We start from the raw sequence: 20,938 nt of genomic DNA, 5'->3' as shown, positions 1-20,938 counted from the left end.
GCGCGATGAGTAGAAAAGAAAAAAACATGGTAAACGGATGCTTCCGCCACCATGTTTTTCACGAAATTATTCCGCGTTGATTTCTTTGACCCTGCCGACGGTTCCGTCCGTAAGTCGAACCTTAATTCCATGCGGATGGCTTGGAGAATTGGTCAAAATATCTTTTACTATGCCCGATGTGAGCTTCCCCGTACGTTGATCCTGCTTTTGAACGATTTGAACCTTGATGCCTGGTATCACGTCTTTGCGTAGCTGGCCGTTCATTAGCAGCACACCTTTCTATGGTGATTTTTAAAACATTCTAAAGCCTTTTTCACGAAGCGATTTAATCGTCGAGCCACTCAATATGGCACCAATTAAACCGCCGATAGCCGGGATATAATCCGCGAATGAATATTCAGAAAGATTAGTCGTCAGCGATCCTGTTTCCCAACCCCAGTAAATAACCAGACCAATAACGAGAGCAATGTATCCGTAAATAGGGAACCACGTTGTTTTCATCAGCATGTTCAATATAAAACCGAGTCCGAAAAATAACACGAACAACAGTACCGTTACGATGATCAACTGCAGCAAGTCGGCCAACTCCTTTAATCAAAACATTAGATATAGTTATGTTTATTTTATATAAAATTTGTCGTCTGGTAAAGTGAACGCTTCATGAACATGAGACTTCTTTTGAGTCTGCTTTCTGTTCAAAACCGCTGCATTCATTTGCCCTTTAGGTTTGATTTCGATACAATGAAACAAGTTGTTAACGAAATATTTTACATATAAAGGAGTGTACCCCATGAGCGATTTGGTAAACACATTGGAAGGCTGGTACGTTCTGCACGATTTTCGTGCCATTGATTGGACTGCATGGAAAAGCTTGACGAACCAGGAAAGAAACCGTGCCGAGGACGAATTGTACAGCTTGCTGGCACAATATCAAAGCACAGAAGACCAGAAGCTCGGCAGCACCGCTTTCTACAGCATCGTAGGACAAAAAGCCGACTTCATGTTCATGCATCTGCGTGAAACACTGGAAGAGCTGAACGAGCTGGAGACTGCTTTCAACAAAACTTTGTTTGCTCAAGTGACAGTTCCAACTTACTCCTATGTTTCGATCGTTGAGCTTGGCGGCTACATGGCTAAACCGGGCGTTGATCCGATGCAGGATCCAGATATCCTGGCCCGCTTGAAACCGATTCTTCCTAAAGCTAAGCATGTGTGCTTCTATCCGATGGATAAACGCCGTGAAGGCAACGATAACTGGTACATGCTCTCCACGGAAGAGCGTCGCAATTTCATGCGTGCCCACGGTATGATCGGCCGCAACTATGCGGGTAAAATCAAACAAATCATTTCCGGCTCCATCGGTTTGGACGACTGGGAATGGGGCGTTACTCTGTTTGCAGACGACGCCTTGCAATTCAAGAAAATCGTTCATGAAATGCGTTTTGATGAAACCAGCGCACGCTTTGGCGAATTCGGCGACTTCTATGTCGGCAATTTGCTAGACCGTACCAAGATGGAAGCTATGCTTAAGCTGTAAGCAGGCCCGCCTTTTAAACAACAACGAGCCACCGGATTACGAATCCGGCGGCTCGTTTTCTTTCTTTAATAGTGTATGGGGTCCTTCTTACCCTATCATACAAGCCGCGTTCCCAAGGTCCCACCCTAATAAAAACACCCTGCTGGCAAATCGTATTGATTTAAGCCTCAGGGTGAGTTGTTTTATATATTAGTCATCATCTTCATCATCGTCGAACCCAACGGCAGCCCCGGCTTTTTGAGCCAAATATGCTTCCGTATCGCGATCGCGCTGACGGGATTTCTCCTTCAGCCGTTCGATAGCAGGGATGATTAGCGTATCGATTTCCTTTTGCACTGTATATACCAAATCGTAACGGGTTTGGGTCTCGAGAAAATGCCCCACTTCCATGAGAGCATTATAGCGATCGAGTTCGTCCCGTGTCAGCAATCCGCGTACCTGTACGCTGCAGTGCCTCATGTTTAGAATCGACCTTTCTTCAATACTAGTGGAATGCCGCCGATAATATACAAGTAACGCATATCAACGATCTTTTTCATAACAGCTGCTGCTCCACCTTTAATTTTGCGTGAGCCAACGATACCTATAGCCTCGCCGCGTCCCAAGGATGCAACGGTTCCTTTGCTTTGGTATTCAAAGCTTTTAAGCTGCTCTCCACGTATGGAAGCTACCAGATTGTGAGCACATACGTCGGCTTGCTGCATGGAAATTTGCGCTGTAGGCGGGTATGGACGCCCTTCGGGATTCATTACAATAGAACAGTCACCAAGGACATAAATATGGTCGTAGCCCGGAGCACGAAGCTGCTCATCGACTTTAATGCGTCCGCGCATCGTCTCGAAGCCCGCTTCATCCAGCATATGATTACCGCGAATACCACCGGTCCAAACTACGGTTGTCGATTTAATCTCTTCGCCTGTAGCTAGCAGTACGCCCTCCGGTGTGCATTCTTTAATGGCTGTCGCAATTTTGAAAGTAACGCCCTTATTCTCAAGCACTTTCATTGCATACTCCACCAATTCTGGATCAAACCCTGGCAGTGCCGTAGGTGCCGCTTCAATGTTATAAATTTTGACCAATGAAGGATCTACGTCATATTCCTTGCAAAGCTGCGGAAGACGGTCAGCTAGTTCTCCTACAAATTCGATTCCGGTGAACCCTGCGCCGCCCACTACAAAAGTCAAATAGTCCGTACGGGAAGGCTCCCGCTTGAACTTAGCAAATTGATATTCAATATGTTCACGGATAAAACGAACGCTGTTGATACTGCGGATGCTTAACGCATATTCTTTCAATCCTGGAATACCGAAGGTTTCAGGCTCACCGCCCAAGCCGATAACCAGATAATCGTAAGACAACGTTCCTTCCTCCAGAATTACTTTCTTTTCATGAGGTCGGATCTGTACGACGGTCGATTTGACAAAATCAATTTTGAACTCGTCGATCAGCTTAAGAATATTGACCCGTGCGTTCTCCGGATTATCCGTTCCTGCAGCCGGCATGTGCAGATGGGTCGTAATGTAATGGTAGTCATGTTTGTTAACCAACGTAACGTCAGCTTCGTTATAATTTAATTCCTTCTGTAAGCGAATAGCCGTTACGATGCCGCCGTATCCTGCTCCCAAAATGACTATTCTTGGTATTCGACTCATGGTTTAATCCCTTCCATCACGTTATTTTCTGTATTGTATGATAGTACAAAAATGATTGTGAAAAATTACACAAAGTAAACTAAAATTCGATTTCCACACCTTGATTTCAAAGAAAACCTTGAAAACAAACACATTTTTGTTCTTTATTTACAGTAAGCCATATTCAGTTTCTCAAGACATAATATAATTTATATTGACAAATAGCAAGTATTATTTGATTAAAAATAACGGAATAAACCGAGACTACATAAGGTATTAGCACGTGTCCCTCTCATCTTGAGTCCCTGCTAAATAAGGTTTATTACTATCATTATTTTTTTTACGCATATCAACTGGAACAGTTTCACTTTCTTTCCATAAATTTTTATAATATAATTCGATTGTTAATATGCCCCGGAGGTGTTAACGAACTATGCAAAACGAAGTTGTTGATATCATTATTGTAGGTGGCGGTCCGGCCGGTATGTTCGCCGCTTTTTACGGCGGTATGCGTCAAGCGTCCGTAAAAATTATCGAAAGCATGCCTCAACTGGGTGGTCAGTTGGCTGCTTTGTACCCTGAGAAACATATTTATGATGTTGCCGGATTTCCGAAGGTGACAGCCCAAGAGCTGGTCAACAATTTGGATCGGCAAATGCAGCATTTCCCTATCGATATCCATTTGGAAGAAAAAGTGCTAAAGGTTGAAAAGAAAGACGAACGATTGTTTGAAGTTACGACGGATAAAGGCGTTCATCTATCCAAAGCCGTTATTATTACCGGAGGCGTCGGCGCATTTGAGCCAAGACGTCTTGAGCTAGCTGAAGCAGCTAAATACGAGAAAAAAAATCTGCACTACTTTGTCAGTGACTTGAACAAGTTCGCAGGCCAAAAGGTTCTCATCAGCGGGGGCGGTGACTCCGCTGTAGACTGGGCGCTTATGCTCGAGCCTATTGCTGAGAAAGTAACTTTGATTCATCGTAGAGACAAGTTCCGCGCGCATGAGCATAGTGTTGAGAATTTGATGAATTCCAAGGTTGAAGTGCTTACACCTAAAGAAATTACGGCCCTTCATGGTGAAGATACCATCACAAAATCAACGCTTGCGGATTGCAAGTCCGGCGAAACATTCGATCTGGACGTTGATGCGGTTATCGTTAACTTCGGCTTCATCTCGTCCCTCGGTCCAATTGCAGAGTGGGGCTTTGAAATCGATAACGGATCTATCATAGTTGATTCACGTATGGAAACCAGCATTCCAGGTATTTTCGCTGCCGGTGACATCACAACGTACCCTGGCAAGCTGAAGCTTATTGCCGTAGGCTTCGGTGAAGCTCCGACAGCGATCAACAATGCTAAGGTATACATTGATCCGAATGCGAAATTGTCTCCTGGACACAGTAGTAACATGAAACTATAGCATTTACGTTAAAAAGACGCTTCTTCGTTGACTTAGTCAGCGAGAAGCGTCTTTTTACAAATCTCTTATTGGTCTTAGTTCATAACTTCTAAATCAATTTCAAGAAACCTCGTCACTTCCGTTTCCCAACGCTCCCGAACGAAACGGCCATGAGCTGGATGCTCGTTATACGCCTCATAGGCCGATTGATTGGCAAATTCCATAGAGAAGCCAAAATCGTAGTCATTCTTGGGACTCACCTGCCTTAGTACTTCAAAACATTCCACCTGCGGGATTGCAGTAAGAATCGCTCGACCATCGTGTAGAAATGTCTCCGATTCTGGAGATCCACTATCATGCCGAAGGCAGAATATAACCATATGTCGAACGCGTTGCTCACTCATATTGTCCATTCCTCTCTTATATAAAATCACTCTTGGTATCAAAGATACCCTGATCCAGCTTATTCCAAGGCTCAAAAGTGGTCGTTAGCAAACAGCGCTGTCCTGTTTCGGCCGAGCGATAAGCGGCGAACAATATTTCATGCACGTGAAGCTGAAGTCGCCCTGAAGGCTTTGGCTGTTCCCCTGTACGGAGACTGTGAACAAAATGGCTCATAATGTCCTGTTCCGAGCTAAGCGATGGCAGCAGCTTCGGTGCATAGCAGTCCGAATAGCCACGCCATGTAACTGGTTCTGCACCCTCAATCGGTGCTTGGGGAGAGTGAATTACGAGCGGAAATCCGCCATCGTTGATCGCTACCGTACCTTTGCGGCCGTAAATCAATGTATTATTTTGCTTGAAAGAGGTACCCCACAGCGTCCGAATAGTAGCATGTTGGCCCGAGGCGAACGTCAGAATGACCGTAGCGTTATCATCTACATCACTTTGAATAGGCTTGCCGCCGTTAACTATTCGGTTAGGAATAATCGTATTTACTTCAGCCATGACGCTTATCGCCGGTCCGAGCATGGAGATCAGCCGACTTACGGGATACACCATGCAATCGAGAATGGCTCCACCATGGGAAATCTCTTTCTTATAGTACCAGTTATCTCGGCCTGGTCCGGGTATGTTAAGCTGAGCTTCCGCTCCCGTAATTTTACCTATTACCGCTTCGCTCACATACGGAATGGCCGAAATGAAGCTTGGATTAAGGTCATAAGGTAAATTCATCAATATTTTATTGTTTGTCTCGGCCAGCTCGACCATTTTCTTGCAATCCTCAAAGCTAGTCGCCATCGGCTTCTCATTCAGGACATGAAGACCTCTTTCCAGCGCTGCCAAGACAACTTCCGCATGTATAGAGTGTGGAGTCGTGACGACAACCGCATCCAGCTCCTCACTATCCATCATTTGAATATAATCGTCATACCAACGAGCCACATCGTACTTCTTGGCTTTTTTCTCGGCATTGTCTAAATGCTTTGCGCAGGTTGCTACGAAAGAGACCTGTTCCAACCGAGCCGTTTGTTCGAAAAAGCGGTTGCTAATATCCCCGCTCCCTACCATCCCTAATCTGATTGGTTTCATATCATGTCCTCCTTCAATAAATGACAACGCATCTAATTCATACTGCATTTTTGATATCTCGTCCCATTATAAGCCACATTCCACAGGGTGAAAATGACTGACCATTAGGATACTTAGTTTCGTTTAGTTAAGTAGCTCCTTACTCTATGTATACTAATACAACTAAATGTAACTGCTTACAATAGCGACTAGGTTTCCTTATAATTACGGGTAGTATCCTACAGTTTAATAGACTAGAAAAAAATGCTGCATGGGAGGTTCATATCAATGAAAACTAGAAACATTCCCGATACGGAATTGTCGCCTTCTGTCATTTGCTTAGGCACGTCCAGTTTCGGCGAGACGATTAATCATCAGGATTCTTATGCGCTTATGGACCGTTTTTTGGAGTATGGAGGCAATTTTCTGGACACAGCCAAGGTTTATAGTGATTGGGTGCCCGGAGAGCGAAGCCGAAGCGAGAAAGTCATTGGCCAGTGGATGAAACAGCGAAATAACCGAAGTCGCATCATCCTAGCTACTAAAGGGGCTCACCCTGATTTAGATACCATGCATATCGCTCGTTTGTTCAAGGAGGATATCGCTTACGATCTTGAGCAGAGCTTACAGAATTTGCAAACGGATTATATTGATCTGTATTGGCTGCACAGGGATGATCCTCAGCAACCAGTTGATGAAATTATCAATGTGTTGAATGAATATGTCCGTCAGGGAAAAATCCGGTACTTCGGATGCTCCAATTGGCGCTCGGAACGAATAGAAGCCGCTCAGCAGTATGCCAGGGCCAACGGCTTGCAGGGCTTTGCAGCGAGCCAAACCAAATGGAGTTTGGCCTCCTATCGGCCAGGTAATGATCCTACAATGGTGACCATGGACGATAAGGAGCTGGCATATCATGAACGTACAGGATTGCCTGCTATCCCTTACAATGCTCAGGCAAACGGCTTTTTCAGTGGGCGCTATACTATTGAAATGCTGCAGGAGCCAACCGCGGAGAATAAAAAAGTATGGAAGCTGTGCAACGAAGACAACCTTCGTAAATTGATGTCGGTTAAGAGCATTGCGGAGCGGCTTCATCTGACAATGTCTCAAGTAGCTCTTGGGTATATGCTTGCTCATCCTTTCCCGGTATTCCCGATATCCGGCTGTAAAACCGCTGACCAGCTTGACGACTCCTGCGCAGCCGGCGACGTGGTGTTGGACAGGGAGGCCTTCGAGGAGCTGAGAAATATCACCTCATCTTCCGATTCGAAGTGAGATGGATCGCCCTAACTCGACAAAAAAAAGAGCCAGGTCAATTGACCTGAGCTTCTCTATGAAAGTATTCCAAATTAAGCTGACGACGTCTGATCTCTTCCAACAACAATTCGACAAACTCCTGTTCTAGCTGCAAGTTCAGTGCCTTGAAGTACGAATCGATTAAAATCTCATTGCTCATCAATCTCATTTAGATCACCTAACTTCGTTAAAGTAAAATTATAGTATCATGCCCAGAAAAATAGAACAAGCGTTCTAATATCCACAGCTTTTTGTGTATAACCTGTGCGTACACTGTTAATAAGTGTAAAATCCTGTATGATTATGGGGTGAATAGTGTGGACAAGGTTATTCACAGGTTATCCACCCTCACACTGATAAAAAAAATTAATTCAAAAAATGGAAAAAGCAGTCTTTCCTTATCAGAAAGACTGCCTTTTTTGCTGCATATTTGTTATGCAAGCGCATTTCCGGCATGACCCCAAGGAAGCTCTATCTTAAGCTTTCTATTTTGCATACTAAGAAACTCCAGTTGTGGGTCAACAACAATGTGCGGATTAGCGATATCCCGAACGTCGTTCCAGTAACATTGAACGCTCTTTCCTTGTTCTGCCCCTCTATTCATCTTGCAGCCGCTGCAATAGTCCGTAATTTGAGATTCATTCAATCTCACAACCTTATTGCGCAGGCAGCAATAGACATTCCCATTTGTATTGGCTAAATTAATGTGATTGATAAAGGTCATCCGCATCTCCCTATTCCTGATGAATTTTCATCGTATTATGGCTGATACGTTGGATTATAAAGTATCTGAAGTAAAAAGGTACTCGAAATTTGAAGTCAAAAAGTAAAAATTTTGTATTGTTTTCTGGAATGCTCCAAAGCTTGACGAGAACTTCTTACAAAAGAGAAAAAACGACGCCTTACGCAGGCTTCAGCCGCTTTTGTTATCGGGAAATGTTGATCCTACGAAAAAGAACCTCATGATGAGGTTCACAGAATGCCGAGAAACCAATGAAGCAACTCGAAATATTGCCATTATACTCCGAAGGGGTATGCTCCTTCAGCCGTTAAGTCGCTTGTAATAATCTCAATATCAATGACATCGTCAAATTGAATCCAGGTGTACTCTTCCTCATTCTCGATTCGGATCGTTCTATGCACCTTGTCCAACTCGGTTATTTTGCCTCGAAACGTCTGGTCTTCGTATTCACTCCAGACAGTCACTACATTTTGCCTCTCGGTAAAAATAGCTACCGCTAAAGTTCGTATGAGCGATTCCAGTGCCCGTTCATCTTTCTCGGGACGTTTTCTTTTATACTGCTGTTTATTTATGTATGTAGGGTCATCGAGTTTGAGAAATTGGTTGTTTGCTTTCATTACCTCACCTCTAAATAAGAACATTTGTTCTATTATTATAGAGTTAACCAAGTATAAAAGCAAATGTTAACGTAAAGTCCTTTCCAGCCCTTTCACCCGTCGATGTTTATTCGATAGAAAAATAAAAAGCCTCCTCTTCGGCAGATCCGTAGAGGAGGCTGTCATCCAACAGCTTAAAATACCAAAACTCTATTAAGCTTCTACCTTATCGTCGCATTTCTCCGGAGCGCCCTCTTCGTCCTTCACTTTAAAGGAAGAACCGCAGCCGCAGCTTGCTACCGCGTTAGGGTTATCGATGGTGAAGCCGCCGCCCATACCGGATTCCTTGAAGTCAATCTCTACGCCATATAAATATTTGGAGCTGTCGGCGTCAACAACGACTTTCAAGCCGTTGATTTCAAAGCTTTTGTCGCCTTCCTGCTCCTGATCATCAAAGCCCATTCCGTAGGAGAAGCCGCTGCAGCCCCCAGCCTTCACGCCAAGACGCAAAAACAAGTTCGGCGTACCCTCGTTCTCCAATAACTCTTTAACTTTATCGCATGCTGTATCGCTAATTTTAATCATGTTCATTTCCTCCTTGCTTTTATAAGTTAGCTTAAGTCAGCTTATTTGAACCATCGTTTTTTCATAAAGCTACTTCTACTACAGTATACTCCTTATAAGGATTCTGCTCAAGGACTTCCATCCAAGAGGGCTTTAAAAATTGATCCTCCCGGCCTCCAATGTCCTTTTGTCGAACTATGTATTGCTCGTCCCCATTCTGAGGTTTATAATAAGATGTATTGTTTACTGGTGCAAGACTCTCCATTCTCTATTACATGGAAATGTATGTGCAAGGTTTCACAGCTTCAACCGAAGCACGTTATCCAACCGCTAGATGATGATCCGAGGGTCGAGCGGTTTTCTGGCATGCTATGCTACATCACCGGTTCCATGCGTGCTGGACACGTATTCTTTTATATTTATAACACTACTATTCTGGAGGTGGCTTTATGAGCATTGTAATTACTAATCCTGATCAAAGGATGGCGGAGATCGCCGAGAAAGTAAAGCATGGAGAACGACTTTCCTTGGAGGACGGCGTTTTTTTGTATCAATCCGATGATTTGCTGACTATTGGCCAATTAGCCAATGAAGTTAACTTAAGGAAAAACGGCAAAAAAGTCTATTTCATAGACAATATGAGTCTATATTTTACTAACGTATGTGAGGCACACTGTGCGTTTTGCCATTTCCGCCGCGATGAAGGTGAAGAAGGAGCTTATACACTAAGCCCTGAGGAAATGTTCGAGTATATCGACGCTCACATTCAACCGGGTATGCGTGAATTCCACATTGCGCAAGGACATAATCCGCATCTTCCATTTGAGTACTATGTGAATTGTATTCGCGCTCTGAAGGAGCGTTATCCTGATGTAACAATTAAAGCTCACACAGCTGCTGAGATTGAGTTTTATTCCCGCATCAGTGGGTTAAGCTATAAACAAGTTCTACAGACACTAATGGACGCAGGTCTTGCTACTTTGACGGGCGGCGGAGCGGAAATCTTGTCTGAACGGTACCGTAAGAAAATGGGCGTAGGCAAAGCAACTACAGACCAATGGCTTCAAGTACAGCGGGATGCCCATTCCCTTGGCCTTAAAACTCATGCAACCATGCTGTATGGCTCGATCGAAACGTTGGAAGAACGTATCCAGCATATGATCTTACTGCGCGAGCTGCAGGATGACACGAACGGCTTCATGGTCTTCATTCCGAATTCCGTTCAACCAGCTAATGTCAATGCGGGTATTAAACGCCGTGTAGCTGCTTTTGACGATTTGAAAACTATCGCCATCAGCCGTCTTATGGTTGACAATATTCAACATATTAAAGCTTACTTCATTAATCTCGGCACTCAGCTTGCTCAAATCGCCCTCTCCTTCGGTGCTTCAGATGTACACGGAACGATCGTGAAGGAAAGAATTAGTCATGCTGCCGGCGCATTGTCTCCAGAAGGCTTGACACGTGATGAACTTGTTTGGCTCGTCAAAGGGGCAGGCCGTATTCCAGTCGAACGCGATACCTTCTATAACGAAATCAAAGTCTACTAGTGCTCACAGCTGAACGGATGCTCCTCATAGAAAGGGTTAACTAAATGAAGAAAATGGTTATATTAGGCGGCGGATACGGCGGATTGACCGTAGCCAACGAGCTGCTAGAGAAAGATTTGCCCAAAGATACCGTGCTGGTGCTCGTTGACCGTATGCCTTACCAAGGCTTAAAAACCGAATATTATGCTCTTGCTGCAGGCACGTTAGCCGATATCGATATTCGTGTGCAATTCCCTGTAGATCCAAGACTTATTCTTAAATTCGGTGAAGTAACGGGCGTTGATTTGGACAGGAAGCTGATCTTGTTCGAAAATGATGAGCCACTCTCCTATGATTGGCTTGTTCTCGGCCTAGGCTGCGTCGACAAGTATCACAACCTGGAAGGCGCAGAGCAATACTCTGAAAGTATCCAGACGTTATCCGCCACGCGCAAGACGTTTCAAAAAGTCAATGATATTGCTCCCTACGGTCAGGTTACCATTGTCGGAGGAGGGCTCAGCGGCGTAGAAATGGCAGCGGAGCTGCGCGAGAGCCGTGCGGATCTGAATATCCGCGTATTGGACAGGGGTGCGAGCGTATTGTCCGCCTTCCCAGGAAAGCTTCAAACCTTCGTGCGCGACTGGATGCTGGAGCATGATATCGAAATGAGATCCCATATCTGTCTTAGCCGTCTAGAAGGGGGAATCCTGCATAATCAGCAGGAGCTCATCCATACGGATGTAACCATCTGGACGGCCGGAATTCAACCTAGTCCGATTGTTCGGCAGCTGCAGCTTCCTAAAGACAGCCAAGGAAGAGTTGTCCTCAATCAATATCATCAGATCCCTGATTATCCGGATGTGTATGTTATCGGAGACTGCGCTTCCCTGCCATTTAGCCCAAGTGCGCAAGCAGCGCAAGGACAAGGCCGTCAAGTTGCCGAAGTGATGAGAGCTGTATGGAAAAACGAAACCCCTCGGCTTGGAAAAATCAAGCTCAAAGGGGTTTTGGGATCGCTCGGCAAAAAATCCGGCTTTGCGTTATTGGGCAATCGTCCTATGACAGGCATGGTGCCGCGTGCTATCAAAAGCGGTGTGCTTTGGATGTCCAAGCGCCACTTCGGATAATATTAGCAGTTATTCACCCAAGAGATCGAACATAGCTTCGATCTCTTTTATTTTGCTTTCTATTTGAGTCTCGAGCTCTTCTACAGTCGATGCGGCTACAATCTCACCATTGACGAGGGCATAGGGAAATAAATAGCATTCTCCGCAATTTCCTAGACAACCATATTCAATAACATCATAATCCTGATTGGCTTCAAGCTTTTTCATCAGCTCTTCGGTGCCGTGGTGCATATTATTCGTACAAAATTCTATAATAGGTCTCATTGCTTGTCAGCCACCTTGTTAACCATTTTATTTTTGATACTATTGTAATATAATAAGTATAGAAAGGAGTGAATCAAATGAGTGAAAATGCACAAAGCACCATGTACGATGAAGTACTGGAGGTTTTAGATAAGCTTCGTCCGTTCCTGCAGCGTGACGGCGGTGACGTTGAGCTAGTTGATGTTGAAGACGGCATCGTTAAATTGAAGTTGATGGGTGCTTGCGGCAGCTGCCCAAGCTCGACCATTACACTGAAAGCCGGAATTGAACGCGCATTGCTTGAAGAAGTGGAAGGCGTTCAAGAAGTCGTTCAAGTGTTCTAATTCCATCTTCTTGCGGATAAAGAAGTAAAAAGACCCTTTGCGTTCGTCTCCTTAACGGAATCGATCGCAAGGGGTCTTTCCCGTTTACCCGCCTTCTCACGGCTTCAGCTGGAGCCGGACATCTTCTGAGAACCGATCATCGTTCGAATGGGGTCTAACCCGCCTGAAACATCCATAATGTTGCCTGTAATGAAATCAGAGCGCTCCTCACACAAAAAGGCGATGACTCTGGCAATATCCTCTCCTGTACCGGGACGACCACGCGGCGACTCTTCATCCTGCTCGTGCTCCACCTCAGCAATGCTCTTCTCTTTATTGGCTCCACGGATATCGCCTGGGCAAATCATATTGACCGTAATGCCGTTGGGCGCTTCTTCCACAGCTAGTGTTTTCGTGAATGAAACGAGCCCGACTTTGGCAGCGGCATAGACTGCACGATGAGGCCAGCCTCTGGCTTCGGCTGCATGTCCAAAACCGAAATGAACAATTCTCCCCCAGCGCCTGCGCCTCATATAGGGGAGCACAAGATGATCCAGCTGCATAACACCTAGTAAATTACCATGCATCAAATAATTGATTTCATCAGGTTCATACTCGGCAAACAACCGACGTTCGCGAACAAACGGTCCTGCGTTATTGATCAAAATGTCGATACCGCCAAGCTCATCAATCGCATAATGAACAAGCTCCTTCATCTGCTTCTGATTCGCTACGTCGCCTTGTAGAGCTAAACACCTTACACCCTTGTTCAGAATGTGCTCCCTTAATTCCATGGCCTCTGTATCGCTATGAACGTAATTAATAATAATATCGCAGCCGGACTCGGCTAACAAAAGCGCCGCCATCTTGCCTAAACCTTTGGCGCTCCCCGTAATGAATGCAACTTTTCGCCGTTCGTCCATAAACGCCCTCCTCATATGTTCTTTAGTCTATCGAAATTCTCATATTCAAAGGTTTGGACGGACCTTTTGTACATTCTATTCAAAGTATAGTAGAACCATGCACAGCATTCAAGCCTAAGACAGATCATGAGGATAACGGCTGGAAGACACCGCCATCTTCGATATATAAGTAAATATCATCCGTGTGGCATGATAGGTCATCTCGCAGCCGGACATGAGGTCATGAAGATGCTCTTGGATGTTCTCCGTGTGGATTCGCTGCTCAGTACCTTTCTTTGCTTCAGCGGCTTTTAACAGGTCATCCAATAAATCCGCATTGATCGTATGAATCTCCAGATTACGTTCGCTTCGCAAACGCTCGACAGGATCATTGAATTGCTCTTTCAACTGGTACAGCTGCTCTTCCAATTCTACATACAACCGGTTCGTATGCATGTTCCGAAGCACGGTAAAATAGGAAAATCTCGCTTTAATTTCCTCGGTCTTGAGCCTGAATCGCTCATTCATAAACTGACCTAGTTTATCTAAAATCGCGAAAAGACGAATAATCGCATTTTTATAAAAATAAAGGTGACGATGGTAGTCGTCAAGCTCTTCCTCACTCATCTCATCCAGATATGCTGACACTACACGCTCGCCATACCGTTCAGCCGCATATTGGCTCTGCTCCAGTTCATCGAGTGATCTTATAAAGCTGCCGCTCCATATCATATAGCGTCTCTCCTGCTGATTACGCTCTTTTTCCGGAATGTCGTTGATTAGCTGAATATAGCTGCGAATCGATTCGTTGGCCTTCATCAGTTCGCCTTGGTCTTTGCGGCGCGGTTCATTGAACAGCATTCTTAGCATTAGGTGCAGCCTCCTTGCGGGATTTGCGGGGCAGCGGAGTCAGGCGCTTTGCGCTTTTATCAAAACATATCCATCGCTGCATGCAAATAATTGTAAGTATACCCATAGTTATGCGTTGCTAATTAGGCTGTCCTCCCCACTAATTGCCAGAATGCAATTTTCGCAAAGTGGAAAAACCGATATGCTTCAGCAAGTGCCTGAGCATACCGGTTACACGAATTATCTATATCACATCATTAAACACGGTTAAAATATTCGTTCCATCGGCTGTCGACCAATTTTACAATATCGTCTCGTGGAATCAACTCATCCGGATATCCAGGCTTCATTCGCGCATCGATGACGATAGGGAGCTCGTATGCCAGATGATGCCCATTTACATGCGTGCGTGCAAAAATATCGCTGGCTGGATTAAAGCGTGTGAACACCGTCCATAAGAACGCGGTCTGGTTGGCTGTAGCTTGCTTCGCATCATCCACAAGAATAACGAGCGGCCATTCCTTCAAACGGTCCCCGGAATGCCCCACAAGACGTTGTGCGAGTTCAGGCTCCTGAACATAACCAGCACCCGAAACGACAAGGCAGCCTCGGCAGTAAACCGATAAACGGTCGATCTCGGGAATCTCGCCGCCCTCGTAAACAGCCGGCAGGGTGCGAATCGGTTCTCCCACTCCCATCATGATGGCTTTACTGCCGTGATTGAGACGCCCTCCGGTATAATCGAGCGTATCGTGTGAGGTGTTATTAAAGATGAATAAATCGCGATAAGGATCAAAGCGCTCCAGAACTGCCTCCAATAACGGAGTAAACCGTTCAAGAGAAATCGGCTGATCCGTCAGCATTAGAAATTTCGTCAAGGTCAGCTGCCCTTGACCCAGAATGGCAAAGCCCGTCGTCAATGCCTCACGGCTGTAGCTCTCACGAACGACAGCGGCAGCAAGTGAGTGAAAGCCGCTCTCGGCGTAAGTCCACAGCTCCTTGACCCCTGGCATAACCATAGGGAAAGCCGGAGACAACAGCCGTTGAAGAAACTCGCCGAGGTAATAGTCCTCTTGTCTAGGCTTGCCGACAATCGTCGCCGGATAAATGGCATCCTTACGATGCCACACGTGATCAATATTAAACACAGGGAAATCATGGGTTAACGAATAATATCCGAAATGGTCACCGAACGGTCCTTCTGGCCTGCGAACATGCGGCGGAACCGAGCCGCAGAAGGCGAACTCGGCCTCCGCTACGAGCTTGTGGCCGCCATTTGGATTTTCCACCATAGGCAGCTTTTGCCCGATAATGAGCGATGTGAGCATCAGCTCGGGCAAATGCTCAGGCACGGGTGCGATCGCCGAAGCAATCAATGCGGGCGGGCCGCCCAGGAACACGGTAACAGGCAGCGCAACTCCTCGCTGCTCCGCTTCGTAGTGATGGAAGCCCCCGCCCTTATGGATTTGCCAATGCATCCCTGTCGTCCGGTCATCATAAACCTGCATGCGGTACATGCCGAGGTTATGATGGCCGTTAGCCGGATGCTCAGTATAAACAAGCGGCAGCGTGAAGAACGGGCCGCCATCCTCCTGCCAGCAGGTCAGCACAGGCAGTCCTGCAAGCGGAGCGTCTTTGCGAAGCTGCTGCGTTACTGGCGCAGCCGATGAAGGGACGGTTTTGGTCCCAACCTTCATCAAATCCATAAGAAGACCACGCTCGTTCCATAACGCTTTCGGCGTTGGAGGCATAAGCGTGTCGGTTGCGTTAATGATTTGTTTCATGAACTGCTCTGGCTTTGGACCGAAAGCCAGATCGACTCTTCGGCTTGTACCAAACAGATTCGTAACTACGGGAAATGAGCTGCCTTTTACATTAGTAAATAAAAGTGCAGGACCTTCCTCATCAATCACTCTCCGATGAATCTCCGCCAGCTCCAGGTTTGGATCTACCGGCGCACTGATTTCAACCAATTGCTTTTCTTTGCGCAGCGCTTCCACAAATGCCCGTAAATTTGTAAATACCATATGTCACCTTCTCCTTTTTATGCCTAGCTTTATGTATAACGGATAGAGTCCTTTTTCGTTTCGAAGCTTGGAATCAAATTAATAAAGGCTCACGCAGCCCATAAGAAAGCTCCGTAAGCCCGTCATTAGCGGATACCTTTTCTGCCCTGTAAGGTAAGCACGCATAAGTAGCATAAGATTCCGAATAAACAGGAGATGAGTATCGTATGAAGCATACTTGCAAGCAAGTACCAATCATATCCCATAGACAAAGTCACATATGCGCCGCTGAATATTTGCAGCACAACGAAGATCAATGCCCATTTGCCCGCTTGATATACGTTGTCCCGGGTTCCCATCTTCGACTTTACATTGAAGTAGAACCAAAGGATGAGCAGCAGCATCAGAACGGCACCCAAGCGATGAATGAACACGATGAGCGTAGCTCCCGAAAGCTCAGGAATAACTTGTCCATTACACAACGGCCATCCTACGCAACCGCCTGCCGAATTCGTATGTCTTACGAAAGCTCCTAAATACACAACCCCATAACAATAAATGGTAATAATCCATATAGCCCATTTGATACCTGGTGATAAAGAACTCTTTGTCTCCGATAGCATAGATCCGAATCGTGTATATACCAAGGCAAGCAAGAGCGTTAAGGCAAAAGCTACCAAGGAGATACCGAAATGCAGTGCAAGGGTTGCCGAGGATTGAGGCCACATAACAGCCATCGCTCCCAGAATCGCTTGAAGAATGGTAAAGAACATTGCCAAGCCTACAAACCATTTGGCGTCTTTTCTGCGACTATATCGGAAAATCAAAATCAGTGTAACAAGTAAAATCATGCCTACAATGCCTGTCACAAAACGGTGACTGTATTCAATGATCGATTCGATGGTGTAAGCAGGAACAAATTTCCCGTTGCATAACGGCCAATCGTCTCCACAGCCGCGACCCGACTCTGTTTTGGTAACCAGAGCGCCCATGATCAGAATCAAGAGCATTCCATACATGCTGGCAAAGGAAAACCATTTTAACCATTTCTGCGTATTCATGTGATGAACTCACCTACTTTTTTAAGTCTCGACATGATGAGTCAAGTCAATCGCTCATGTTTCATTATAGCCATAAAACTGGAGCAAATCCATGCGGAATTGTTACAAACCATTGAAACAAAACCATCCGGTTTTCATAGCATTCCCATAAACCTAGACAGGCCGCGCCGTATGCAATATTGACAGTTTCATGTCCATCAAAAAAGCCGCTCTTTGTTCAGAAAATCCCGAACAAAAAGCAGCTTTTTTGCGTTTTCGATGCTGAATTTATTTCTTCAAGGCCTCAGAAACTTCCAAAGCACGATCAAGGAATTGTTCGATCTCGTCTCTTGTTTTGCGCAGTTTGCTTACGAAGCGAACCAGCTCCTGCCCTTCGCGAAAAGCAATAAAGCTAGGAATGCCAAGAATGTTCAGCTTCTCGCACAGATCAGGCACTTCATCGCGGTCAAGCTGGATAAAATCTAACCGATCTTTATAGGCCTCCACCACATCAGGCATGAAAGGATCGATAAAGTGGCAGTCTTTGCACCAGGTTGTTTTAAAAACAGCAATAGTTGGCTTTGCACCCGCTATTTTTTCTTGAAATACTTGCTCGGAATTCACTTGTTCCATTATATACACCGCCTTCAACAAGTCTTTACAACCACTTTATAGCATGCCTCATGAAAAGTGTCAACGTAAGACTGACTGATGGTAAATTTCGGAACTTTACAATTATTAGCAAAAGTGATATCATAAAAATATCAAAAGGATATTCATTTGATAACAAATATGAATTTAAAAAGGAGTGCTGAAAATGAAAGAACAAAAGGCTTGGGTCCTCAACGGATTTCTCGGGGTTCTATTAATGGTTATCTTTATTGCAGCAGGCATAGTATTGCTGATCAATGATAGCAGCATACTGGGCGTTACTTTAATCATCATCGGTGTCTTCCTTGCTTCAGGAATTACCGTGATTCAACCGAATCAAGGTCATATCGTTACGTTCTTCGGAAGCTATGCCGGAACGATTCGCGAAAGCGGGATCTGGTTAACTATCCCCTTCTCCACACGTAAGAGAGTATCGCTACGGGTTCGCAACTTCAACAGCGCTAAGCTGAAAGTTAATGACATCGAAGGAAACCCGATTGAAATTGCTGCGGTAGTTGTATTCAAAGTCGTGGATTCGGCCAAGGCTACATTCGATGTGGATCGCTACGAACAATTCGTTGAAATTCAAAGTGAAACGGCGCTGCGCCATGTAGCTAACAAGTACCCATATGATGTGTTTGAGGAAACCGGGTACTCGCTGCGCGGCAATTCGGAGGAAATCGCAGAGGAGCTAAGCAGAGAGCTTCAAGAACGGTTATCTGTTGCAGGGGTTGAAGTGCTTGAAGCACGTCTGACTCACCTAGCCTATTCTACGGAAATTGCAAGTGCCATGCTGCAGCGCCAGCAGGCAACGGCGATTATCTCCGCACGCTCCAAAATCGTGGAAGGCGCTGTAGGTATGGTGCAGTTAGCCATTGCTCAGCTGCAAAAGGAAGGCGTCATTGAACTTGACGAGGAACGTAAAGCAGCTATGATTAACAATTTGCTGGTGGCTATCGTATCCGACCGTTCCGCTAATCCTGTCATTAATACCGGAAGTCTCTATTAAGGCTTTGCGCCTATGGCACCCAAGAAAAACTTCGCCCTAAGGCTGGACCCGAAGCTGTATCAAATACTTGAACGATGGGCCGAAGATGAATTTCGCAGTGTGAACGGACATATTGAGTTTCTACTGCGGGAAGCGGCATCACGTGCAGGAAGGCTCCCGGGTCCACGCCCTCCCGGTATCCCGGCTGAACAATTGGAGTCGGAGGAGGAAGATTAAGGGCATAGTCACCATATCCATACGAAAAGCCTGATCCGGCGGAATCAGGCTTTTTTGTGCTTTTCAGGCTGCATTTCATGCGGCATATCCCTAATTGCTGTAAAAAGAAAGAGAAGACCGCTATCTTAGCGGCCTTCTCTTCTAAGAACTCATGATTCAGTTAGTAACGGATATACTAATCACGAGTAATAGTTACCATCTTCAGCTCTTGATTCCATTCAACCTTGGCTCCCATGCTCTCGGCAATGAAGCGGACAGGCACGAACGTTGTACCGTTGGTAAGCTCAGCTTCCGTTTCCAACGATTTGATCGTTCCGTTAACCGAAGCTTGCTTGCTGCCAACGTTCAGCTTGATAATCGCACCGCTAACCGGATCGGTAATGGTTACTTGCTTAGTTGCAGCATCCCACGCTACATCCGATTCAAGCTGTTCGACAACAAAACGGACGGGCACCATAGTTACATCATGACTGATGTAAGGTTTCGTTGATTCATCATAAGAGTAGTCATCCATGAACAGGTTGATTTGTTTTTTCGTAATGTGCAAATCGTATTTGAGCAGCTGATACAACTGAGATTTAGGATCAAGCGCCGCGAGAATCTTAGACGGCTTGCTGAGCGAGTTCATCTCCAGAAGACCACCGCTGGTATTAATCGTCTCTACAGTCACCGGCTTGTTAATGTTCCAAATATCTTGAGTCGACGTAATTTTGATGCCGCTGATCGCTTCATCTGCGCTATCCGGAACCGTGATCATAATTTCCGTACTTGACTTGCGGGGCATCAAATCACTATCTACATAAAGATCGAATTTCGCATATTGCTTGTCGCTAAGCAGCGTTTGCAAGCCTTTACCACCATTCGACGAGCTTAAAGCGGCCTGAAGAGATTGATCATAGCTGTCTACAAGCTCTTTCAGCTTCGTTTGAAGGAAGGTGAAGGCAAACTCGACGGCCAATGTTTTGTTGTTCAAATAAGGAGCAATCATATCATCCATCGGGCTTCCGCCTTGAGCCTTACTTTCTTTCATAGCCTGTTGTACTAATGGAAGCACCAAATCGTACAGCTGACCGAGAATGTCCTTCATTCCCTTTTCATCTTTTAACAGGTTCGTTAAAAATCCTTTAATCAGATCAGCCAGCTCGTCACCTTTAATTTCTGCATGAATCCGCTTCAGGTTCAGACCTTCATTATTAACATATTCCCTGGCATCGAAAATCGTAATATTTTTCGGATTAGGCAGGTTGCCTCCAAAGTATGCTGCAAAGGACGGAGCCATTTCAGCGGACTTTTTGTACAATTGCTTAATTTGCTCTTTCATTTCCTGGGATAGCTGGTCTTGAATTTGGTCCATGGCAGCCACACTGTTATGTAGAACTATCGGCTTGTTCGCGCCTTCTACCGTAATAATATAATCTTGCTCGGACATCACCATCAGGAACGGTATTTTTCCCTTGTTATATTCAAATGCCCCTTTAATCGAAACGTGCGTTGCATCCTGTTGCCTCATATCGGTAATGTTCAGCTTCACGTTGCTGAATAAATCCAACATCCGCTGCTCATCGTCAGATAGCTTGGCCGACGAATTCCGAATCAGCTCCAGAGTCAACGTCTGAGTGCCTTGGGAAGACTTCGTGCTTACTGAATTTTGAATTACCTTGTTCAGGTCCACTCCGCTTACGGACTGACAACCTGCCAGAACCACAAGCATGAGAACCATTAGCATTGGCAGCCATCTGCTCATTCTTTTGTTTTTCATTCCG

The 20,938-nt window shown here is 45.4% G+C and carries 25 protein-coding genes; 8 read left to right on the top strand and 17 right to left on the bottom strand.

Annotated elements, in window-relative coordinates:
- Positions 1 to 66: 66 nt before the first annotated feature.
- Positions 67 to 264, bottom strand: coding sequence for a YwbE family protein (locus BP97_RS0100605; RefSeq protein ID WP_028547377.1), 198 nt, complete (start codon positions 262 to 264; stop codon positions 67 to 69).
- Positions 265 to 291: 27 nt separating this feature from the next.
- A complete protein-coding gene (locus tag BP97_RS0100600; RefSeq protein WP_028547376.1) occupies positions 292 to 576 on the bottom strand; it encodes a YuiB family protein in 285 nt (94 codons plus the stop codon).
- A 214-nt stretch (positions 577 to 790) separates the two neighbouring features.
- On the opposite strand from BP97_RS0100600, the gene hemQ reads away from it, so the two are divergent.
- Positions 791 to 1,537, top strand: coding sequence for a hydrogen peroxide-dependent heme synthase (gene hemQ / locus BP97_RS0100595; protein ID WP_028547375.1), 747 nt, complete (start codon positions 791 to 793; stop codon positions 1,535 to 1,537).
- A gap of 189 nt (positions 1,538 to 1,726) precedes the next feature.
- Here the strand turns inward: hemQ and BP97_RS0100590 are convergent, their stop codons facing one another.
- A complete protein-coding gene (locus BP97_RS0100590) occupies positions 1,727 to 1,996 on the bottom strand; it encodes a hypothetical protein (RefSeq protein WP_028547374.1) in 270 nt (89 codons plus the stop codon).
- Between the two features lie 2 nt (positions 1,997 to 1,998).
- Positions 1,999 to 3,189 (bottom strand): NAD(P)/FAD-dependent oxidoreductase, encoded by a 1,191-nt coding sequence (locus BP97_RS0100585; protein WP_028547373.1) that lies wholly within the window; start codon positions 3,187 to 3,189, stop codon positions 1,999 to 2,001.
- A 412-nt stretch (positions 3,190 to 3,601) separates the two neighbouring features.
- Between BP97_RS0100585 and BP97_RS0100580 the strand changes: the two genes are divergently transcribed.
- Positions 3,602 to 4,588 carry an NAD(P)/FAD-dependent oxidoreductase gene (locus BP97_RS0100580; RefSeq protein WP_028547372.1) on the top strand — a complete coding sequence of 329 codons (987 nt, stop codon included), beginning with the start codon at positions 3,602 to 3,604 and terminating at the stop codon, positions 4,586 to 4,588.
- A gap of 74 nt (positions 4,589 to 4,662) precedes the next feature.
- Here BP97_RS0100580 and BP97_RS0100575 read toward each other — a convergent pair whose 3' ends face one another.
- Positions 4,663 to 4,971, bottom strand: coding sequence for a Dabb family protein (locus BP97_RS0100575; RefSeq protein WP_028547371.1), 309 nt, complete (start codon positions 4,969 to 4,971; stop codon positions 4,663 to 4,665).
- 16 nt (positions 4,972 to 4,987) lie between these two features.
- Positions 4,988 to 6,100: a Gfo/Idh/MocA family protein gene (locus BP97_RS0100570; RefSeq protein WP_028547370.1), complete on the bottom strand. Its 1,113-nt coding sequence runs from the start codon at positions 6,098 to 6,100 to the stop codon at positions 4,988 to 4,990.
- A 267-nt stretch (positions 6,101 to 6,367) separates the two neighbouring features.
- On the opposite strand from BP97_RS0100570, the gene BP97_RS34725 reads away from it, so the two are divergent.
- A complete protein-coding gene (locus BP97_RS34725; protein WP_051620248.1) occupies positions 6,368 to 7,357 on the top strand; it encodes an aldo/keto reductase in 990 nt (329 codons plus the stop codon).
- A gap of 37 nt (positions 7,358 to 7,394) precedes the next feature.
- Here BP97_RS34725 and sda read toward each other — a convergent pair whose 3' ends face one another.
- The 4 genes from sda to erpA form a co-directional block, all read right to left on the bottom strand.
- Positions 7,395 to 7,547 carry a sporulation histidine kinase inhibitor Sda gene (gene sda / locus BP97_RS0100560; RefSeq protein WP_028547369.1) on the bottom strand — a complete coding sequence of 51 codons (153 nt, stop codon included), beginning with the start codon at positions 7,545 to 7,547 and terminating at the stop codon, positions 7,395 to 7,397.
- Between the two features lie 264 nt (positions 7,548 to 7,811).
- The gene (locus BP97_RS0100555) at positions 7,812 to 8,102 is read right to left on the bottom strand and encodes a hypothetical protein (protein ID WP_028547368.1); all 291 of its coding nucleotides are present in this window, start codon (positions 8,100 to 8,102) and stop codon (positions 7,812 to 7,814) included.
- Positions 8,103 to 8,395: 293 nt separating this feature from the next.
- Positions 8,396 to 8,737 (bottom strand): YolD-like family protein, encoded by a 342-nt coding sequence (locus tag BP97_RS34720; protein ID WP_036745297.1) that lies wholly within the window; start codon positions 8,735 to 8,737, stop codon positions 8,396 to 8,398.
- A gap of 192 nt (positions 8,738 to 8,929) precedes the next feature.
- Positions 8,930 to 9,307 carry an iron-sulfur cluster insertion protein ErpA gene (erpA, locus tag BP97_RS0100545; RefSeq protein WP_269321897.1) on the bottom strand — a complete coding sequence of 126 codons (378 nt, stop codon included), beginning with the start codon at positions 9,305 to 9,307 and terminating at the stop codon, positions 8,930 to 8,932.
- 422 nt (positions 9,308 to 9,729) lie between these two features.
- Between erpA and mqnE the strand changes: the two genes are divergently transcribed.
- On the top strand, positions 9,730 to 10,830 hold the full coding sequence (gene mqnE / locus BP97_RS0100535; protein WP_028547365.1) for an aminofutalosine synthase MqnE: 1,101 nt from the start codon (positions 9,730 to 9,732) through the stop codon (positions 10,828 to 10,830).
- A 44-nt stretch (positions 10,831 to 10,874) separates the two neighbouring features.
- Positions 10,875 to 11,936: an NAD(P)/FAD-dependent oxidoreductase gene (locus BP97_RS0100530; protein ID WP_028547364.1), complete on the top strand. Its 1,062-nt coding sequence runs from the start codon at positions 10,875 to 10,877 to the stop codon at positions 11,934 to 11,936.
- A 9-nt stretch (positions 11,937 to 11,945) separates the two neighbouring features.
- On the opposite strand, the gene BP97_RS0100525 is transcribed toward BP97_RS0100530, so the two are convergent.
- A complete protein-coding gene (locus BP97_RS0100525; RefSeq protein WP_028547363.1) occupies positions 11,946 to 12,200 on the bottom strand; it encodes a YuzB family protein in 255 nt (84 codons plus the stop codon).
- 77 nt (positions 12,201 to 12,277) lie between these two features.
- Here BP97_RS0100525 and BP97_RS0100520 point away from each other — a divergent pair, with 77 nt between their 5' ends.
- Entirely contained in the window at positions 12,278 to 12,523 is a 246-nt protein-coding gene (locus tag BP97_RS0100520; protein ID WP_028547362.1) for a NifU family protein, read from the top strand.
- A gap of 104 nt (positions 12,524 to 12,627) precedes the next feature.
- Here BP97_RS0100520 and BP97_RS0100515 read toward each other — a convergent pair whose 3' ends face one another.
- The 5 genes from BP97_RS0100515 to BP97_RS0100495 form a co-directional block, all read right to left on the bottom strand.
- The gene (locus BP97_RS0100515) at positions 12,628 to 13,425 is read right to left on the bottom strand and encodes an SDR family oxidoreductase (RefSeq protein ID WP_028547361.1); all 798 of its coding nucleotides are present in this window, start codon (positions 13,423 to 13,425) and stop codon (positions 12,628 to 12,630) included.
- A gap of 114 nt (positions 13,426 to 13,539) precedes the next feature.
- Positions 13,540 to 14,274: a Cthe_2314 family HEPN domain-containing protein gene (locus BP97_RS0100510; protein ID WP_028547360.1), complete on the bottom strand. Its 735-nt coding sequence runs from the start codon at positions 14,272 to 14,274 to the stop codon at positions 13,540 to 13,542.
- Between the two features lie 236 nt (positions 14,275 to 14,510).
- A complete protein-coding gene (locus tag BP97_RS0100505) occupies positions 14,511 to 16,280 on the bottom strand; it encodes a UbiD family decarboxylase (protein WP_028547359.1) in 1,770 nt (589 codons plus the stop codon).
- A 125-nt stretch (positions 16,281 to 16,405) separates the two neighbouring features.
- Positions 16,406 to 17,320, bottom strand: a complete 915-nt coding sequence (locus tag BP97_RS0100500; RefSeq protein ID WP_028547358.1) for a COX15/CtaA family protein — start codon at positions 17,318 to 17,320, stop codon at positions 16,406 to 16,408.
- 267 nt (positions 17,321 to 17,587) lie between these two features.
- On the bottom strand, positions 17,588 to 17,932 hold the full coding sequence (locus BP97_RS0100495; RefSeq protein ID WP_028547357.1) for a thioredoxin family protein: 345 nt from the start codon (positions 17,930 to 17,932) through the stop codon (positions 17,588 to 17,590).
- A gap of 184 nt (positions 17,933 to 18,116) precedes the next feature.
- Here BP97_RS0100495 and BP97_RS0100490 point away from each other — a divergent pair, with 184 nt between their 5' ends.
- Positions 18,117 to 18,959 carry an SPFH domain-containing protein gene (locus tag BP97_RS0100490; protein WP_028547356.1) on the top strand — a complete coding sequence of 281 codons (843 nt, stop codon included), beginning with the start codon at positions 18,117 to 18,119 and terminating at the stop codon, positions 18,957 to 18,959.
- Between the two features lie 12 nt (positions 18,960 to 18,971).
- A complete protein-coding gene (locus BP97_RS39475) occupies positions 18,972 to 19,175 on the top strand; it encodes a type II toxin-antitoxin system antitoxin (RefSeq protein ID WP_081823855.1) in 204 nt (67 codons plus the stop codon).
- A gap of 175 nt (positions 19,176 to 19,350) precedes the next feature.
- On the opposite strand, the gene BP97_RS0100480 is transcribed toward BP97_RS39475, so the two are convergent.
- Positions 19,351 to 20,934, bottom strand: coding sequence for a copper amine oxidase N-terminal domain-containing protein (locus BP97_RS0100480; protein WP_028547354.1), 1,584 nt, complete (start codon positions 20,932 to 20,934; stop codon positions 19,351 to 19,353).
- Positions 20,935 to 20,938 lie beyond the last annotated feature (4 nt).

It is taken from the genome of Paenibacillus sp. UNC451MF (assembly GCF_000686845.1).
In the GTDB taxonomy this organism is placed as follows: domain Bacteria; phylum Bacillota; class Bacilli; order Paenibacillales; family NBRC-103111; genus Paenibacillus_S.
This window is presented reverse-complemented; position numbering and strand designations above follow the sequence as displayed.

Coding starts and splice junctions, on each gene's coding strand:
- BP97_RS0100580 (WP_028547372.1), top strand. CDS start 3,602: ATGCAAAACGAAGTTGTTGATATCATTATTGTAGGTGGCGGTCCGGCC.
- BP97_RS0100515 (WP_028547361.1), bottom strand. CDS start 13,425: ATGGACGAACGGCGAAAAGTTGCATTCATTACGGGGAGCGCCAAAGGT.
- BP97_RS0100500 (WP_028547358.1), bottom strand. CDS start 17,320: ATGAATACGCAGAAATGGTTAAAATGGTTTTCCTTTGCCAGCATGTAT.
- erpA (WP_269321897.1), bottom strand. CDS start 9,307: ATGAACATGATTAAAATTAGCGATACAGCATGCGATAAAGTTAAAGAG.
- BP97_RS0100520 (WP_028547362.1), top strand. CDS start 12,278: ATGAGTGAAAATGCACAAAGCACCATGTACGATGAAGTACTGGAGGTT.
- hemQ (WP_028547375.1), top strand. CDS start 791: ATGAGCGATTTGGTAAACACATTGGAAGGCTGGTACGTTCTGCACGAT.
- sda (WP_028547369.1), bottom strand. CDS start 7,547: ATGAGATTGATGAGCAATGAGATTTTAATCGATTCGTACTTCAAGGCA.
- BP97_RS0100510 (WP_028547360.1), bottom strand. CDS start 14,274: ATGCTAAGAATGCTGTTCAATGAACCGCGCCGCAAAGACCAAGGCGAA.
- BP97_RS0100480 (WP_028547354.1), bottom strand. CDS start 20,934: ATGAAAAACAAAAGAATGAGCAGATGGCTGCCAATGCTAATGGTTCTC.
- BP97_RS0100590 (WP_028547374.1), bottom strand. CDS start 1,996: ATGAGGCACTGCAGCGTACAGGTACGCGGATTGCTGACACGGGACGAA.
- BP97_RS0100495 (WP_028547357.1), bottom strand. CDS start 17,932: ATGGAACAAGTGAATTCCGAGCAAGTATTTCAAGAAAAAATAGCGGGT.
- mqnE (WP_028547365.1), top strand. CDS start 9,730: ATGAGCATTGTAATTACTAATCCTGATCAAAGGATGGCGGAGATCGCC.
- BP97_RS34725 (WP_051620248.1), top strand. CDS start 6,368: ATGAAAACTAGAAACATTCCCGATACGGAATTGTCGCCTTCTGTCATT.
- BP97_RS0100555 (WP_028547368.1), bottom strand. CDS start 8,102: ATGACCTTTATCAATCACATTAATTTAGCCAATACAAATGGGAATGTC.
- BP97_RS0100505 (WP_028547359.1), bottom strand. CDS start 16,280: ATGGTATTTACAAATTTACGGGCATTTGTGGAAGCGCTGCGCAAAGAA.
- BP97_RS0100525 (WP_028547363.1), bottom strand. CDS start 12,200: ATGAGACCTATTATAGAATTTTGTACGAATAATATGCACCACGGCACC.
- BP97_RS34720 (WP_036745297.1), bottom strand. CDS start 8,737: ATGAAAGCAAACAACCAATTTCTCAAACTCGATGACCCTACATACATA.
- BP97_RS0100490 (WP_028547356.1), top strand. CDS start 18,117: ATGAAAGAACAAAAGGCTTGGGTCCTCAACGGATTTCTCGGGGTTCTA.
- BP97_RS0100570 (WP_028547370.1), bottom strand. CDS start 6,100: ATGAAACCAATCAGATTAGGGATGGTAGGGAGCGGGGATATTAGCAAC.
- BP97_RS0100585 (WP_028547373.1), bottom strand. CDS start 3,189: ATGAGTCGAATACCAAGAATAGTCATTTTGGGAGCAGGATACGGCGGC.
- BP97_RS0100530 (WP_028547364.1), top strand. CDS start 10,875: ATGAAGAAAATGGTTATATTAGGCGGCGGATACGGCGGATTGACCGTA.
- BP97_RS0100605 (WP_028547377.1), bottom strand. CDS start 264: ATGAACGGCCAGCTACGCAAAGACGTGATACCAGGCATCAAGGTTCAA.
- BP97_RS0100575 (WP_028547371.1), bottom strand. CDS start 4,971: ATGAGTGAGCAACGCGTTCGACATATGGTTATATTCTGCCTTCGGCAT.
- BP97_RS39475 (WP_081823855.1), top strand. CDS start 18,972: ATGGCACCCAAGAAAAACTTCGCCCTAAGGCTGGACCCGAAGCTGTAT.